Source organism: Gordonia sp. X0973 (assembly GCF_013348785.1).
In the GTDB taxonomy this organism is placed as follows: domain Bacteria; phylum Actinomycetota; class Actinomycetes; order Mycobacteriales; family Mycobacteriaceae; genus Gordonia.
Genome location: NZ_CP054691.1, coordinates 435,361 through 449,936, shown reverse-complemented (window position 1 = coordinate 449,936; position 14,576 = coordinate 435,361). Strand labels below are relative to the sequence as shown.

Sequence of the window (14,576 nt, the reverse complement as noted above, 5' to 3'; positions counted from 1 at the left end):
CGATCAGCGCCGTCTGGCCTTGCCCAGGTTGCGCGTATTGGCCCGGTGGGACAGGCGGCGCCGCATGCGCCCGAAGACCAGCACCATCGAGAGCAGGACCAGCCCGACGATGAGGGCGATCTGGATCGGCGCGTCGTTGATGACGGTGACGACGCCGAGCAGCGCGACCGCCAGCACAAGCAGGATCTCCCGTAGCTCGATATAGAACCGGTGCAGCCGACCGGGGCGAGCGCGCACCGTCGCGAGAGTCTGGCCGCTGACGCCGAGCCGGTAGCGCAGTTCGGCGTCGATGAAGGCCATCGGGATCTCCGGGTTGGCCCCGAAGGTCTCCCGTGCGGCGGGGAAGCGCGCACCCCAGGAACCCCCGGTGGTGTTGCGCCGGGCCTCCTCGACGTCGGAGGGCACCTCGAAGACCTTCAGCACGACGGTCGGCGCCTCGCCGGACGCGTCCGGTGTCCCCTCCAGCACGACGTAGTCGCCACTTTCGATGCCGAGGACGTCGATGGCGAGCCGGGGCATCAGCACGACGTCGCGCTCGGTGGTGGCCGGGTCGGCCAGCGTGACGCGCATCGTCAGGTAGGTGGGCTTGCCGAGCAGCCAATCCATGCCGCGGGCGCGCTCGACGTGGGCCGGGCGCACGGCCAGCGCATCGCCCCGTTCCAGTCCGCAGGCCATGCGCAACACGTGGTCGACCTGGACTCCCCCGGGTTCCGGCGGCGGCGGGTCCTTCGGATCGAACGGGTGTACCGCGGCGAGTGCCGACGGGGTGGCATCGCCGTGGGAGGCGTACAGGGCCGCGGACCGGATAGACACCAGAGTCGGCTTTCCGAGCCGCTCCCAATCCTCGTTCGCGAACCGGACCACCGACTTGCCGCCGCGACTCATCCCATCCGGGCTGGACTTGACCCACAGCAGGGTGTCGCCGGGACCGGCCGTCCCGGCCTCCTCGACGGGGCCGATGCGGGGCAGGTCGCCGTAGCGCGGCGTGCACCGTCCCATGCAGTCGTCGAGTTCGTAGAACGGGTTGTCCGCGCGAATCCGTCCGGCCCCGGAGATGGCGGCGCTGAGTTCGGCGTCGGTGAGCTCACCGACGGCGTCGTTGATCTGCGGATCGGACTGCAACGCGTCCATCAGCTCCGATTGGGACAGCGCGCCGGGCCGCGGCTCACCGGGTATCCGCATCGGGATCGGGTCGCCGGCCGCGTCGGTCAGCACACCGCCGGCGGCGACATAGGCATACACCCCGGGCAACCGCTCCCCGGTGGCCAGCAGGACCTCGACGCCCTGGTCCCGGCCGAGCCACACCCGGCGGTAGTGCGGCGACTCCGAGGCGTCGAGCTCGGTCAGCTGCTTCTCGTCGAGGAGCTGGACGGCCAGGGTCACCTCGGAATCGGCATCCGGGTACGCGGTGGCCGCGATGTAGCCGAAAATGGACACCTGCGACATATAGCCGATGCCGACGCCGGAGATCCGCGCGCGGACCTGCGGGATGAACAGCGCTTCCGGCCGATTGGCGAACTTGTACCGCAGCTGCGAGGGCGCGGCATTCGATCCGATGGCGACCACCGGCACGCGGCGGTCGATCATCGCGAACCGGCGGTCCTCGGCCAACCGGCCCAGCTGCATGGCCTCGCCGTCGGGCCGATCCGGTGAGCGCTCGTCCCGCACCCGGCACACCCCCAGCCGCACCGGCGGGGTGTCCTCCCACTCGAGGGGGAAGCCGTCCCGGTCGTTGAGCTCCCAAATCCGGTCGGCCGCGATCACCACCGAATGGTCCGGCCACACGCCCGGGTAGGTCATCGGTTTGAGGCGTGGTGCCTCCGACGCGTCGAACGGGTCCCCCGTCACCTCGTCGACCGGGTTCAGCCGGCGTCGATGACGCCGCACGCGGCGCGGCCGCCGGCGTCGCCGGTCATCAGCGTCTTCTCGTCGGGGCCGGGGCGGCCGTCGGCGCTGTAGCGGTCGGGGATGTTGCCGAAGTTATCCGCGCCGGCGTGGATCACCAGGGCCTTACCGGTGATCTGCTTGAGCGTGACGGCCTCCGACGACGTGGTCGTGGCGCCCTCGCCGTTGGCACCGATGTAGATGGACACCAGGTCGCCGCTGGACGGGTGCCCGGTGTGCCCCTCGACCTGCAGGTGGCCGCCGGCACTGCTGAACGGCTCGGCCCCGGATGGGTCGCAGACGCCGTTGCTGTGGATGTGCATGCCGTGGAAGCCCGGCGTCAGACCCCCGGTCACGGTGACCGTGACGTGGATGCCCTTGCCCTCCTCGGTGAACACCGCGGTACCGATCTGCTTATTCGCCGCGTCGACGAGTTTGGCCGTCGCGGTCGAGCCCTCGTGTTCGGCGCCGTGTCCCTCGGTGTCCTGGGCGATGCCGCCGGGAGCGCCGCGTTCACCCGTGACGACGGACGGGGTGGTCCCCGGGGCCGTCGACGGTTTCTCGGAGTTGACGCACCCGGCCAACGCCAGGCCGAGGGTCGCGGCGGTCGCGATCGCTGCTGCAGACTTCTTCATGGTTATCCGACCTCTCAGTGTTTAGTGCACTACTGATTCACTGCGACGACGAGCACACCACCGGTGCACGCCGGCAGCTTGGTCTGCCCCGCGGAGCGCTGCTCCACGCTGTAGCCCCCGCCGAGGGCGGTGTTGACCTCGTTGGCCACCGCCTCCTGGCCGGGGTGATAGAAGATCGTGTTCTCGTTGAGCGAGTTCGACTGCAGGTTCGCCGGCTCGGCAGTCGTGAAGCCCTTTTCCTTGAGCGTGCGCGTCACCGTGCCGGCCAGGCCGGACACCTCGCCCGCGTTGACCACGCACACCTTGCCGGAGGCAGCCGGGGCCGCCTGGGTATTCGACGCGGGCGCGGGTACGGGCGCGGAGACCGCCGCCGACGTAGCGGGTGCCGACTCGTCGTTGTCCCCACTGGTCGTCAGGTGGTGAATGCCGAGGCCGAAGAAGACGACTGCCACGGCCAGCAGCAACATGGCGCCGGCGCGCAGCGGGAGTCGATTGGTTTCGCGTTCGGTTGTCATCAGGTCCAACTCTATCGCAGCGCGCCGCGTCGCCCGGGCGCTCCGGGCGCGGGCCTACTCGGAGAGGTCGAAGCCCAGCCGTCGGGCGGCGCGGGCCTTCTGACGCGACGCGCGCAGGCGTCGCAGACGCTTGACCAGCATGGGGTCGGCGGCGAGTGCTTCCGGACGGTCCACCAGTGCGTTCAGCACCTGGTAGTACCGCGTCGCGGACAGCCCGAACAGCTCCTTGATCGCGTCTTCCTTGGCGCCGGCGTACTTCCACCACTGCCGCTCGAAGGAGAGGATCTCGTGTTCGCGCCGCGAAAGACCGTCGGAGCCGACCTCGTTCGGATCGACGTTCGACTCATCCCCCGCCTTGTGGCTCTGCCGGCTTCGCGCAGTCGCCCCGTCCATCACGCTCCCTCGCACAATCACACTGGTTGTCAGCTGCCGAGCGCGACGTCCGCGCCGGTGTGACTCGGTAGTTATCTAACCACGGCGGCCGCGCCCGACCGCATCGTGACGCGCCGGTCGTCGTAGGCTTGTCCGCATGGCGATCCTCCCCATCTGCATCGTCGGCGAGCCGGTTCTGCACCGACCGACGGCCCCGGTCGAACTCGACGAGAGCGGCAAACCCGGTGCCGCGGACGTCGCGCTGCTCGACGACATGTACGAGACGATGGACGCGGCCAACGGCGTGGGCCTGGCCGCCAACCAGATCGGCGTCGGCAAGCGGATGTTCGTCTACGACTGCCCCGACGGCGAATCGCGGGCCGCGGCGCGGCGCCGCGGCGAAGTCATCAACCCGGTGCTGGAGACCTCGGCGATCCCGGAGACCATGCCCGATCCCGACGACGACTACGAGGGCTGCCTCTCGGTCCCGGGCGAGACCTTCCCGACCGGCCGCGCCGACTGGGCCCGGGTGACCGGCGTCGACCGCAACGGCGACCCCGTCGAGATCGAGGGCACCGGCTTCTTCGCGCGCATGCTGCAGCACGAGACCGGACACCTCGATGGCTTCCTCTACGTCGACGTGCTGGTGGGTCGCAACGCCCGCGCGGCGAAGAAGGCGATCAAGCGAATGGGTTGGGGCGTTCCCGGGCTCACCTGGGTGCCCGGGTCGGTCGACGACCCGTTCGGCCATGACTACGACGACTGACCAGCCCTTCGCCGGCGACCGCGTCGTCGTCCGTTACCGCCTCGCCGACGGCGCGCCGGGCGACTGGCGCGGCAGCGGGGAGCACGGCCTGTCCGATGTCACCGGCATCGTCGACGCCCGCTCCACCCCCGACGCACTCGTCCTCACGCGTGTCGCGCCGGCGGCCGCGGCGAGTGATGACGCGGTGACGATCCCCGTCGACCTCGTCACCTCGGTACGCCTGCTGTCCTACCGCGCGGTGCGCAACAGCGAGATCCGCGACGTGGCGGCGCGGGCCGTCGACGCAGCGGAGACCGAAGACCTGCTCGGCTGGCGCCTGCGGACCGAAGGCAGCCCGGCGGCCGCCCTCCCCGCCGTGCTCGGCGCGCGACTCGACGAACCCGCGGTCGACGCGATCCGCGCCTGGTATGCGGCACACGGCCTCCCGGCGATCGTCGAATTGCCCGAGCGCCTGGTTCCCGGCGCGGATGCCGGACGCCCGCTCGGCGGCGAGTATCACCGACTCGTCCGCCTACTACCCGACGGCACCGAGGGCGACATCGTGACCGTCGCCGCCGCCGACCGGGATCGGGGCGCCGCCCTGCGCGCCGAGGGTTTCGCGCTGCACCACCGCGTCACCTATCGCGACCTGGGCGACTGACGGCTAATCTGAGCGGCGATGTCCAACAACGCGAAGAACCGGGCCGCGGCGACCTGGTTCGCCATCGGGGTCGCCCTAACCGTACTGGTCGTCGGGCTCATCTGGCTGCTCGGCGGATCGCGCGCATCCGATCCCACCGGCTCCAACGCCCCCGTGGCGACCGCTCAGCACGGTCAGCACGAATCGGCGCAGGGGCAGGCACCCGAGCGGGTGCTGCGGACCCTGGCGCTCATCGACGCGGGCCGCTGGCCCAAGGCGGCCAACGCGCCGGGCACCCACGGCGGCCGCACCTTCCGCAACAACGAGGGCCAACTGCCCGCAACCGATTCCACCGGCGGCCGTGCCCGCTACCAGGAGTGGGATGTCAACGCCAAGCGGCCCGGGCGGGGCCGCGACGCGGAACGGATCATCACCGGCGCCGACGGATCGGCCTGGTACACGTTGGACCACTACCGCACCTTCCACCAGATCCGCGGACCGGGAGCGCACCGATGACCACGCAGGACACCAGCATCGACCAGTTCTTGGCGGCCACCGCCGACGGCGGTCCGGCGATCGGGCTGCGCGTCGTCACCGGCCGTGCCACCTCCACGACGCTGCCCGGCGTCCGCACCCACCGCGTCGACGGCCACGACGCCCACACCCTGCCGACCTTCTACCGGGCCTTCGCCAAGGCCTGGGACTTCCCGAAGCACTTCGGCGAGAACAAAGACGCCTTCGACGACGTGATGACCGACCTGCCCGACACGGCTCGCGGCTATCTGACCGAGATCCTCCACCCGCGGGAACTGCTCGCCGCCGATCCCGACGCCCTCGCCTGGTTCGTCGGATCTATCGGCTTCTACGCCGGGGAGTACGCGCCGCACCGCCAGTTCGGCGTGCTGCTGCTGGCCCGTTCCGACGAGGCGGAGGCGACGATGACGGCGTGGCGGGCCGCCGGCGCCGACATCGCCGTCGTCGACTGAGGACCGCCGTGCGCCTCGCGACGTGGAACGTGAACTCGATTCGCGCCCGGTCGGAATCGATCGTGGCGTGGGCCGCCGACTCGGAGATCGACGTCCTGGCCCTGCAGGAGACCAAATGCACCGATGACGGCTTCCCGGTGATGAGCTTCCTCGCCGCCGGCTACGACGTCGCGTTCACCGGAAACGGCGGCTACAACGGCGTCGCCATCGCCTCGCGCGTCGGACTCGACGCGGTGGAGTACGGATTCGAGGGACAGCCCGAGTGGGAGGGTGCGCGCGAGGCGCGGGCCATCTCCGCGGTCTGCGACGGCGTGCGGGTGTGGAGCCTGTACGTCCCGAACGGCCGGGCCCCCGGGGACCCGCACTTCTCCTACAAGGTGGAGTGGCTGGGGGCGCTGCGCGACCGCGCCGCGTTGTGGCTGGCCCACGATCCCGCGGCGCAGATCGCCCTGGCCGGCGATTGGAACGTCGCGCCGACCGATGCCGACGTGTGGGACCCGGCCGAGTTCGCGGGCAAATCCCACGTCACCGACGAGGAGCGCGCCGCCTTCGGCTCCTTCGCCGACGCCGGCTATGCCGATGCCGCCCAGCCCTACCTCGAACGGGAGAAGACCTTCACGTTCTGGGACTACCAGCAGCTCCGCTTCCCCCGTAACCAGGGAATGAAGATCGACTTCGTCCTCTGCTCACCCGCGTTGAACGACCGCGTCTTCGGCGCCGCGATCGACAAGGCCGCCCGCAAGGCCCCAGGGGCCAGCGATCACGCCCCGGTGGTGTTGGACGTGCGCTGAGCGCTCCCGCGCGAGGCCGCCGACTCCGGCATGGCCAGGTACTCGATCTGCCGGGCGACCCGTGACCAACCGGGGAAGGCCGCGGTGAGTCCGCCGCCGATGCGCCCGGCCGTCGTCGAGACCGTGGGACGGCCGTGGCGCACCGCCCGCTCGATGAGCACGGCGGCCTGTTCCGGGCTGATCGCCGGTGCCGGTTGCACCTTGCGCGACGGCTCGATCATCGGTGTGCGGGTCAGCGGCACTTTCACCGACGTGACGGTGATTCCGCGGGTGGCGACCTCGCCGGAGACCACCTCGCCGAACGCGTCGAGGGCGGCCTTGCTCGCGACGTAGGCGCTGTAGCGGGGGCTGAACAATTGCGTGCTGATGCTGGAGACGTTCACGATGCGGCCGCGGCGGCGTTCGATCATGCCGGGCAGGACGGCCAGCGTGCACGCGACGGCGCCGAGGTAGTTGGCCTCCATCGTGCGGCGGTAGTCGTGCGAGCGGTCGGTCGCGTTGGCGGTGCCCCGCCGGATCGAGCGGCCGGCATTGTTGACGAGCACGTCGATCCGGCCATGGGCCGCGAGGATCTCGTCGACGATGCCGCGCATGCGGTCCTCGTCGGTGACGTCGCCGGCGAACCACCGAACCCGGTCGGCCGCTTCGAATTCGGCTGCTATCGCCTCGGCGGTCTCGCGCAGCTGGTCCTCGCCGCGGGCGACGAGCGCCACCGTGGCACCCTGCCGGACGAAGCGCCGGGCCGCGGCGGCCCCGATCCCCGACGACCCGCCGGTGATCACGATGACTTTCCCGGCCGGATCGACCGAGCGCATCGGTGCGGTGACGGTGGTTGCGGCGGCCCGGGCCAACCCCTTGCGGGCGGACCAGATGCGTTGGGGGACAGACGATTTCGACATCGGTCCACCATCCTTTCGAAATGGATGAACTGACGTATCAGTGTTTGTTACGACAGTACCGCTCCCTGCTGCCCGAAGCTATCCCCCGCGTCGTTCGGCAATCCGTCGACGGGCGGCGCGTCGGTGATGCCGCCCCGTCCCCAGCAACCCGTACTGCGCGAGCTCCGACGCGGCGGCGACGTACTCGGCGCGCTTGGAGTCCCTTCCCTCGCCGGTGAGCGCGAGCATCGCGCCGGGTAACGCCAGTGCCGGGAGGGTGCGGGCGGTGACCAGGACCGCCTCGTCGCCGTCGATCATCCAGCCGTTCTCGGCGGCGGTGGTGACCACGCGCACGGCCAGGGCGTCGACGGTGTTGTAGATGCCGGTGATGCGATAGCGCAGTTCCCGGTCGACGGCGCTGCTCTGGACCGTGAGGATGCGCAGCAGTCCCGGCTCGGCGTCGGCCAGCTGGAACAGCCTGGTGCCGAGTTCGTCGACGGTCTCCTGCAGGGCCAACGGGTCGTTCGAGCGCGCGGCGTCCAGGACGGTGTCCGGGTCGATCGCCCCCAGCAACTGATCGGCGCACCAGTCGACGACCAGGTCGAGCAGTTCGCGTTTGCCGCGGACATAGCGGTAGAGCGTCCCGTGCCCGACGCCGGCACGCGACGCGATGTCTCCGACGGTGGCCTCCTCGTACGAGCGCTCGACGAAGACCTCGTAGGCCGCCCGGGTGATCTGCGCGAGGCGCTTCTCGGCGAGGCCTACCGAGACGGGTCGCCCGCGACGCCGCCGGGGCGGCGTGTCAGGCGGAGCCACCGGTGAATCGACGCCGCCCGTAGTCGACGACCCGATCGCCCAGATAGACGCCGTAGGCCGCCAGCCCGGCGAAGCCGAGAACGCGTGTCGGCTGGTAGGCGATGGCCAATCCGATCGCGGTCTCGGAGGCCCCGTTCACCTTCACGTAGCGGGAGGTCTCGTCCCCGAAGAAGGGACGGGAGATGGCCGCGAACGGCTTGGGGGCGGCGAAGTGCGCGAGACCGCTGGCCGCGAGCGCGCCGCCGAACAGCTGGTAGACCGATTCCGGGATCATAGGGCGACCTTTTCGTAGTGGGTTCCATGCGGACACTCCCGAAGGAGAGTTGACACGTCATTCTACTTTTCGCAGCGGCTTCCCGGCTAGTCCTGGCGAGCAGGTCTCAGTTGGACAGGGATACCCCGTGCAGCGCGATCTCCGCGTACTCGGCGGCGAGGCGGTCGACGTCGCCGATCTCCCGACCGTCGGCGAGGAAGGGGACCACCAGGCTGAAGATCGCCGAGATCCACACCTGCCCGGCGAACTCGATGTTCAGCGACCGGTCGATCACGCCGTCGGCCACCGCGTTGTCCAGGATGCGCCCGGCACGCCGGCCGGCCTCCCGGAACAGCTCGATATCCCGGCGCAGGGCGCGGTCGTCGATTCCGGGTACCTCCAGCGCGATGAACGAGATGCTGTCCGGACGGGCCAGCACGCCGTTGAGCACCTTCGCCGTGCCCGCGGTGATCACCTCGCGCAGCGACTCTTCGGTCACCGGTCGGTGCATCTCGCGTTCCAACACGTCGAACATCTCCAAGAACGGGGTCACCTCCCGTTCGACGAGGACGTCCAACAGCTGTCGGCGGTTGTCGAAGTAGTTGTAGAAGGTGCCATGACTGACCGACGCCCGTGCCGTGATCTCTTTGACCCCGACCTCCGCGTACCCCACCTTCGACCACTCCGCGAGCGCGGCATCGAGCAGTTCGTCGTGTCGACTACTCAACCTCGCGTCTCCCTGCCCCCAGAAGACCGTATCGGGATAGCTGCGCGGCACAGGCCACATACTCGGCGCGGGTGACCTCTTGGTCCTGATCACCGCTCAGGGCGAGTATGAAACCGGGCATACTCAGCGACGGTAACAGGTGCGCGATGAGTTCGAGGTGCTGTGCGTCGGCGTCGATCCACCCGCGCTCCGCGGCCCGGCTCAGGGCGCGGATGATCAGGCCGTTCACCGCGCTGTACAGCCCGGAGACCCGGTAGCGGAGCTCGCGGTCGACCGCGCCCGCCTGCACCGCCAGGATGCGCAGCAGATTGGGTTCCTCGTCGATGAGCGCATACAGCCGGTCACCGAGATCGGTGATCATCGCCTGCGGTGCGTCCGGTCCGTCGGCATCCGCGCCGTCGAGTATCTCGTCGACGTCGATTGCCGCGAACACCCGCTCCGCGCACCAGTCGACGACGAGATCGAGCAGTTCGCGCTTACCGTCCACATAGCGGTAGAGGGTTGCCTGACCGACACCCGCACGCCTGGCGATCTCGCTGACCTGGGCGTCCTCGTAGGAGTATTCGGCGAACACCGAGTACGCGGCCTGGGTGAAGTGTTCCCGCCGCGCACTGGCCAGGCCGGCACGGGGAGGGCGGCCCCGACGCTGGTTGGGTTGAGCCGGAACCCGCTGCGCGCCTGCCTCCGTGGCCACGTCGATTCCGTCACCGTCCATAGCCGCTACTTTAACGTCTGGCCATGTACAAGAGGACCCAGGTCCCAGACCTGCCACCTGACCACAGATCGGTCCCGCCGGGTCGGACGGCGGGCGCTACCCGCCGCTCGCCGGGAGCCCCGCCTGTCCGGTCTTCGCCGCGATCTTCGGGTCGGTGACGAAGTTGTCCACCTTCCACGCATCCCCCTGTTGGACGACGACGACGCGCAGGATGAGCGCATTGGACACCCCCTGCGGCTGCTGCGCCGTCGTCGCGCTCTGCGTGGCGACGACGACGAAGTTCCACGGCTGTCCGGCGCGCGGCAACGCGTTCGGATCGCCGTCGAAGTACGAGTAGGCGGCTTCACCCTTGGCGACCATGTGGGTCTGTCGCAGGACATCCAAGGTGGCGAGTCCCGCCCCACCGGGCTCCGTGCTGAAGTTCTTGGCGAACTTCTCGGTGGTCCCGCGACGGACGTTGGCCACGTACTCGGGAGCGCGGCGGTAGTCCATCGTCAGCGAGCGCGACGTGTATTCCTCCGCGGCGCCCCGCGCGGCGGCGAGGGTCGCCCGATCGGCCGCCGCCGCCTGCTTCATGCCGTCCAGCTCGGCCGACGTGTTGGTCCGGTTCATGACGACCATCACGACGGCCGCGACGAGAAGGACGACCGCCGCCGCGGTGATCCTCTTCATGGTGGCGATCCGCTTGCGCGTCGCGGAGAGCTCGGCGTGCAATTCGGTGGCCATCGCCTTCGCCCGCTTGGTCTTCGCCCGCTCCTTCGTGAGCTTCTCGTCGTCCGACGCGTCGTCAGCGCCGCTCGTCGGACGCACGTCCGTCATCTCTTTCATCGGCCACCCATCTCCATCTCACCTGTGTTGACCGGCACCCGCTGTTGCGTCGGGCCGGAGTTGAACGCGCGTCGAATCCCATATCTGAGGAAGGGCCGGACGAGGACGCCGACGAAACGCATCCGCACGAAGCCGAAGAATCGGGGACGAATGGCGATCGCGTATTTGACGACCGTGCGATGTTCGGCCGACTCGCGCAGTCTGATCCGCTCGACGATGGCGTCGACGGCCGGTGCCGACGTGCCGACGCCGGCACCGAGAAGCTGGTAGGGCTCGGAGAGGTCGGCGACGTAGGTCACCATCGCGAGGGCACCGCGGTACGTCCGCGTCGTCTCGGAGGAGACCGGTCCGCGGCAGAGCCACCCCAGGTCGATGACGTCACCGGTGCGCACCTGCGACCAGGCCTCGTCCAGGCGCCGCCGGACCTCGACTTCGGCGGTCACCACGAAGGTCGCTTCCTGGTCGACGAAGCGCCGCAGATCCGCCGGCGAGCTCAACACGACGCGACGGGGATTCGCCATTTTCGATGCGGGTACCACGGTGACCCGGCGTCACTGCTCGTCGGAGGGCTCGGCGGGACCGTCGACTCCCGCCGCGGCCTCGAGTTGTTCGACCATCTCGACGGGCAGCACGATCGGCATGGGGTCGCCGACGCCGGGACGCGGTTGCGGACCCAACCGGACAACCGTCTTGCGCAGCACATCGCGGGCGATGGCGGTCAGGGCGGCCGTCTGGGATGTCGGACTGGACATCACGGCTCGAACCAACCATCCGGGGCCGTCGACGCCGATCGCGCGGTAGGTCCACGTGTCGAAGACGGCGACGACCTCCTGCGCCCACGGACCGGCCTCGGAGGTGGCCTCGGCGTCGAGCTGGGTGAACTCGTCGATCATCTGGGCGGCGACCGCGGGCCAGAGCCCGCCGGTCTCACCCGCCGCGAAGGCAGCGACGCTCAACCGCATCTCTCCGATGATGAGGGTGACCGCCGACGGCTGGCCGTCCTCGTCGAACTCGGCGGCCACCTGACTGCCGACGAGTTCGTCGACGATCGGCAGGAAGACCGACCCGAGGTCGAGGTAGCCCTCCTCGAGTTGCCCGACATCGGTCAGGTCGTCGTAGTCGTACGGGCCGGCGCTTTCGTCGAGCGTCGCCGGTGTGCGGGGTTCCGATTCCATGTCTGGTGCTCCCGATCTCTCCGTCGGGTCGACCTCGACCGACCCGTCTTGGCTTAGTGCGACGGTCTGCACTCCGGTGCGCATCCCGTCGAGGTGAACCGCCAGATCGGCGGGCAGCTCGATGGCCAGCTGCGAGTTGACCGGTTGTGCGACGACGCCGCGCCGGACCACCGTCTCGCGCAACAGCGCCCGACCGATGGAGGTCAATTCCTCCATCTCCATCGCCGGGCAGCTCAGCACCGCACGGACCATCCAGCGCGGTCCGTCGGCTCCGATAACCCGATAGCTCCAGCCGTTGATCGTGGCGAGCACCTCGTCGGCCCAGACGCCGGGGACGCGACTGGCCCGCGCGCCCTTCGACTCGAATTCGCCGATCAGCTGGTCGACGCAGGTCCGCCACAGTCCCCCGGAGACGGGCGCGGTGAAGGCGGCGACCCCGAGGCTCGCCTGCCCGTTGATCAGGTGCAGTGTCTCGGGTTGTCGGTCGGCGGTGAACTCCACGGCGACCCGGTTCCACGCGATCTCGGGCAACCTCGGGAGCAGGACCGATCCGAGGTCGAGGTAGCCGTCCTCGAGTTCGTCTAGGTCGACCAACTCCTCGATGTCGTAGGGCCCGACCCCGTCGCCGATCGAGAAGACCCGCTGACGGAACAGCGCCGAATCGGTGGCCGCGAAGTCGTCCGTCGCGCCGGCACCGTCCGTGGAGATCGTGGCGACCAGGCGCGGGCGAACAGCTCGCGAACTGCGCAGGAGGGTTCCCGGAAGCTCGAGGCGCGCCCGGTCGAGAGGGGTGATGGGTGCCTCGCTGAAGACCTCGACCTCCGAGAAGCGGCAGTGCAGCGTCCGGTAGATGGAGACCGTCCCGATCTGTTCACCCTGCGCTATCGACACCGTCGGCTGCGCTCGGCAGTGGACCACCGTGATGAAGATGGGTTCTCGATCATTGCTGCCGATCGTCGGAGAACCGGCCAGGGCGAGCCCGGGGCGAAGACGGATCACACCGACGAAGCCGTCCGGCAGGGCGATCGACAGGCCGGTCGAGACGGTCGTCGGCTCCCCGCGGACCAGATCCGCGCGAATCGCGCTGTAGAGGTTGATGCTGCCTGCCGACGTGCGCGGGCTCGGCAGCAAGGGATGCCGGCGGACCGGGATCTCGGCGTTCACGACCCGGGCCGATCATCCGCCGCGCCGCGCACGGCACCGTAGTTGACCTCGATGAACGTGCAGCGCTGCGGGTCGTACACGGTGACCGTCCCGATCTGGTCGCCCGTCGCGATCCGCAGATCCCCCGAGGTCGCCGAGATCACTCGGATCTTGATGGGATCGCGGTTCTCGAAGCGCAGGGTCGGCGAGTCCACGATCGCGAGGCTGGGCCGCAGACAGATGACACCGACGAGACCGACCGGCAAGGAGACGGCGAGCCCGGTCGAGATCGTCTCGATCGCGCCACGCCGGAGGAAGAGGTCCTCGGAACTGTAGAGGTTGAAACTGCTGTCAGAAATCTGCGGAATGGCGATGTCGCCGTTGACGCGGCGCAGTTCGACGTGAGCTACCACGTGCGATCTCCTTCTCGGGTTCCGTGATCCGACGGCTATGGAATGGGTCTAGCCGGAGGCTCCCCCGTCCCGGGTATCCCCGGGACGAGGGAGCCTGTCAGCGCCGCTCGGCTTCTCCGACAGTGAGAATCGGCCAGGTGTGATCAGCGGCGCCCCGGGTGTTGTGCGCTGGAGTGTCGGTTCGCACAACACCCTGCTTTTGGGTGGCTAGCGAACCAGCGTCGGCAGGTTCAGCGACTTGGTGGCCTGACGCACCATGTCGTTGACCGGGGCCTGAACCTCGCGAGGCAGCTGCTTCACGAAACCGGACGCGGTCTGGCTGATGACCGGCGCCTGGACGGCCTGCTGGGTGACGGCACGCGGCGCCACAGCGGCCGAGGTCGGCACGACCGAACCCAGTCCGGCGCCCGCGAGCGCACCGATTCCGGCACCGATCGCGGTGCCGATGGCGCCCGCCCCGAGGCCACCGGCAGCAGCGCCGAGGCCGGTGCCGACCGCGCCGCCGCCGAGGGCGCCGAGCGTGGTGCCGGCAACCATGCCGAAGGTGCCGCCGGCGACGGCGCCGATCGCACCACCGATGACCGCACCGGGGAGGCAACCGACGATCAGCGCCGGGAGGCCGACCACACAGCCGGCCGCCATTCCGGCAGCGGTACCGGCCGCGGTGCCGAGAGGCCCACCGACGAGACCACCGGCGAAGCCGCCGAGCACGGTGCCCGCGCCGCCGCCGATGAGGGCACCCGTTGCCGCACCACCGGTGCCGCCAACAGCGCCACCCCCCAGGGCGCCGAGCGCTGCACCGACAGCCGCACCGAGCGGCGTGGTCGCCGCGCCGGTCGTCGCCGCCGGACCGGTGACGGTCAGGGCTGCGGGAACGTGGGCGGGCGCGGGCACAGCCGTGGCCGCCTGAGCCGCGGGACCAGCCGCGACGACGGCGGTACCCGCCGCGACCAGAGCCCCACCGGCAGTAAGGATGAACTGACGTGTCATTCTCTTAACTCTCCTAGTCTTCGGTTCCAAGTTGATTGAGAGACCCAGATAACCGAAAAGCCCTGGATCA

Annotated in this window: 19 protein-coding genes; 5 read left to right on the top strand and 14 right to left on the bottom strand. The window is 69.7% G+C overall.

Going from position 1 to position 14,576, the window contains the following annotated elements; translation table 11 throughout:
* Positions 1–3: 3 nt before the first annotated feature.
* Genes HUN08_RS02195 through HUN08_RS02180 form a run of 4 tightly spaced genes read right to left on the bottom strand, consistent with a single transcriptional unit; the run spans position 4 to position 3,427 of the window.
* On the bottom strand, positions 4–1,887 hold the full coding sequence (locus tag HUN08_RS02195) for a hypothetical protein (protein ID WP_165353353.1): 1,884 nt from the start codon (positions 1,885–1,887) through the stop codon (positions 4–6).
* Entirely contained in the window at positions 1,863–2,519 is a 657-nt protein-coding gene (locus HUN08_RS02190) for a superoxide dismutase family protein (RefSeq protein ID WP_124245768.1), read from the bottom strand. Before HUN08_RS02190 ends, HUN08_RS02195 begins: the two co-directional genes overlap by 25 nt.
* Positions 2,520–2,548: 29 nt before the next feature.
* Complete coding sequence (locus tag HUN08_RS02185; RefSeq protein ID WP_124245769.1) at positions 2,549–3,034, bottom strand: LytR C-terminal domain-containing protein; 486 nt, start codon at positions 3,032–3,034, stop codon at positions 2,549–2,551.
* Positions 3,035–3,088: 54 nt separating this feature from the next.
* Entirely contained in the window at positions 3,089–3,427 is a 339-nt protein-coding gene (locus HUN08_RS02180; RefSeq protein ID WP_124245770.1) for a DUF3263 domain-containing protein, read from the bottom strand.
* Positions 3,428–3,563: 136 nt separating this feature from the next.
* On the opposite strand from HUN08_RS02180, the gene HUN08_RS02175 reads away from it, so the two are divergent.
* The 5 genes from HUN08_RS02175 to HUN08_RS02155 are packed head-to-tail and all read left to right on the top strand — an operon-like array spanning position 3,564 to position 6,568.
* Positions 3,564–4,172, top strand: coding sequence for a peptide deformylase (locus tag HUN08_RS02175; RefSeq protein WP_124245771.1), 609 nt, complete (start codon positions 3,564–3,566; stop codon positions 4,170–4,172).
* Entirely contained in the window at positions 4,156–4,812 is a 657-nt protein-coding gene (locus tag HUN08_RS02170) for a hypothetical protein (protein ID WP_124245772.1), read from the top strand. Before HUN08_RS02175 ends, HUN08_RS02170 begins: the two co-directional genes overlap by 17 nt.
* Positions 4,813–4,830: 18 nt before the next feature.
* Positions 4,831–5,307 carry a ribonuclease domain-containing protein gene (locus HUN08_RS02165; RefSeq protein ID WP_124245773.1) on the top strand — a complete coding sequence of 159 codons (477 nt, stop codon included), beginning with the start codon at positions 4,831–4,833 and terminating at the stop codon, positions 5,305–5,307.
* Positions 5,304–5,777 (top strand): barstar family protein, encoded by a 474-nt coding sequence (locus HUN08_RS18285; RefSeq protein WP_124245774.1) that lies wholly within the window; start codon positions 5,304–5,306, stop codon positions 5,775–5,777. The genes HUN08_RS02165 and HUN08_RS18285 overlap by 4 nt, the downstream gene beginning before the upstream one ends.
* 8 nt (positions 5,778–5,785) lie before the next feature.
* Positions 5,786–6,568: an exodeoxyribonuclease III gene (locus HUN08_RS02155; protein ID WP_124245775.1), complete on the top strand. Its 783-nt coding sequence runs from the start codon at positions 5,786–5,788 to the stop codon at positions 6,566–6,568.
* Here HUN08_RS02155 and HUN08_RS02150 read toward each other — a convergent pair.
* From HUN08_RS02150 to HUN08_RS02105, 10 genes are all read right to left on the bottom strand, one after another.
* On the bottom strand, positions 6,538–7,467 hold the full coding sequence (locus tag HUN08_RS02150) for an SDR family NAD(P)-dependent oxidoreductase (RefSeq protein ID WP_124245776.1): 930 nt from the start codon (positions 7,465–7,467) through the stop codon (positions 6,538–6,540). The two genes, HUN08_RS02155 and HUN08_RS02150, sit on opposite strands and share 31 nt — an antisense overlap.
* A gap of 78 nt (positions 7,468–7,545) precedes the next feature.
* Positions 7,546–8,262: a TetR/AcrR family transcriptional regulator gene (locus HUN08_RS02145; RefSeq protein WP_124245777.1), complete on the bottom strand. Its 717-nt coding sequence runs from the start codon at positions 8,260–8,262 to the stop codon at positions 7,546–7,548.
* Complete coding sequence (locus HUN08_RS02140; protein WP_124245778.1) at positions 8,249–8,536, bottom strand: hypothetical protein; 288 nt, start codon at positions 8,534–8,536, stop codon at positions 8,249–8,251. Before HUN08_RS02140 ends, HUN08_RS02145 begins: the two co-directional genes overlap by 14 nt.
* Positions 8,537–8,642: 106 nt before the next feature.
* Positions 8,643–9,242, bottom strand: a complete 600-nt coding sequence (locus tag HUN08_RS02135) for a TetR/AcrR family transcriptional regulator (protein WP_165353354.1) — start codon at positions 9,240–9,242, stop codon at positions 8,643–8,645.
* The gene (locus HUN08_RS02130; RefSeq protein WP_124245780.1) at positions 9,235–9,957 is read right to left on the bottom strand and encodes a TetR/AcrR family transcriptional regulator; all 723 of its coding nucleotides are present in this window, start codon (positions 9,955–9,957) and stop codon (positions 9,235–9,237) included. The genes HUN08_RS02135 and HUN08_RS02130 overlap by 8 nt, the downstream gene beginning before the upstream one ends.
* Before the next feature lie 96 nt (positions 9,958–10,053).
* Complete coding sequence (locus tag HUN08_RS02125) at positions 10,054–10,785, bottom strand: hypothetical protein (RefSeq protein WP_124245781.1); 732 nt, start codon at positions 10,783–10,785, stop codon at positions 10,054–10,056.
* Positions 10,782–11,306: a hypothetical protein gene (locus HUN08_RS02120; RefSeq protein WP_124245782.1), complete on the bottom strand. Its 525-nt coding sequence runs from the start codon at positions 11,304–11,306 to the stop codon at positions 10,782–10,784. The genes HUN08_RS02125 and HUN08_RS02120 overlap by 4 nt, the downstream gene beginning before the upstream one ends.
* Before the next feature lie 30 nt (positions 11,307–11,336).
* Positions 11,337–13,124 (bottom strand): DUF3710 domain-containing protein, encoded by a 1,788-nt coding sequence (locus HUN08_RS02115; RefSeq protein ID WP_124245783.1) that lies wholly within the window; start codon positions 13,122–13,124, stop codon positions 11,337–11,339.
* On the bottom strand, positions 13,121–13,516 hold the full coding sequence (locus HUN08_RS02110; RefSeq protein WP_165353355.1) for a hypothetical protein: 396 nt from the start codon (positions 13,514–13,516) through the stop codon (positions 13,121–13,123). Before HUN08_RS02110 ends, HUN08_RS02115 begins: the two co-directional genes overlap by 4 nt.
* A gap of 207 nt (positions 13,517–13,723) precedes the next feature.
* Positions 13,724–14,506 carry a hypothetical protein gene (locus tag HUN08_RS02105; RefSeq protein ID WP_124245785.1) on the bottom strand — a complete coding sequence of 261 codons (783 nt, stop codon included), beginning with the start codon at positions 14,504–14,506 and terminating at the stop codon, positions 13,724–13,726.
* Positions 14,507–14,576 lie beyond the last annotated feature (70 nt).

Bases quoted from the DNA above. Each gene is read 5' to 3' on its own strand.
- HUN08_RS02150 (WP_124245776.1), bottom strand. From the start codon at position 7,467: ATGTCGAAATCGTCTGTCCCCCAACGCATCTGGTCCGCCCGCAAGGGG.
- HUN08_RS02170 (WP_124245772.1), top strand. From the start codon at position 4,156: ATGACTACGACGACTGACCAGCCCTTCGCCGGCGACCGCGTCGTCGTC.
- HUN08_RS02120 (WP_124245782.1), bottom strand. From the start codon at position 11,306: ATGGCGAATCCCCGTCGCGTCGTGTTGAGCTCGCCGGCGGATCTGCGG.
- HUN08_RS02130 (WP_124245780.1), bottom strand. From the start codon at position 9,957: ATGGACGGTGACGGAATCGACGTGGCCACGGAGGCAGGCGCGCAGCGG.
- HUN08_RS02125 (WP_124245781.1), bottom strand. From the start codon at position 10,785: ATGAAAGAGATGACGGACGTGCGTCCGACGAGCGGCGCTGACGACGCG.
- HUN08_RS18285 (WP_124245774.1), top strand. From the start codon at position 5,304: ATGACCACGCAGGACACCAGCATCGACCAGTTCTTGGCGGCCACCGCC.
- HUN08_RS02105 (WP_124245785.1), bottom strand. From the start codon at position 14,506: ATGACACGTCAGTTCATCCTTACTGCCGGTGGGGCTCTGGTCGCGGCG.
- HUN08_RS02180 (WP_124245770.1), bottom strand. From the start codon at position 3,427: ATGGACGGGGCGACTGCGCGAAGCCGGCAGAGCCACAAGGCGGGGGAT.
- HUN08_RS02175 (WP_124245771.1), top strand. From the start codon at position 3,564: ATGGCGATCCTCCCCATCTGCATCGTCGGCGAGCCGGTTCTGCACCGA.
- HUN08_RS02140 (WP_124245778.1), bottom strand. From the start codon at position 8,536: ATGATCCCGGAATCGGTCTACCAGCTGTTCGGCGGCGCGCTCGCGGCC.
- HUN08_RS02190 (WP_124245768.1), bottom strand. From the start codon at position 2,519: ATGAAGAAGTCTGCAGCAGCGATCGCGACCGCCGCGACCCTCGGCCTG.
- HUN08_RS02165 (WP_124245773.1), top strand. From the start codon at position 4,831: ATGTCCAACAACGCGAAGAACCGGGCCGCGGCGACCTGGTTCGCCATC.
- HUN08_RS02185 (WP_124245769.1), bottom strand. From the start codon at position 3,034: ATGACAACCGAACGCGAAACCAATCGACTCCCGCTGCGCGCCGGCGCC.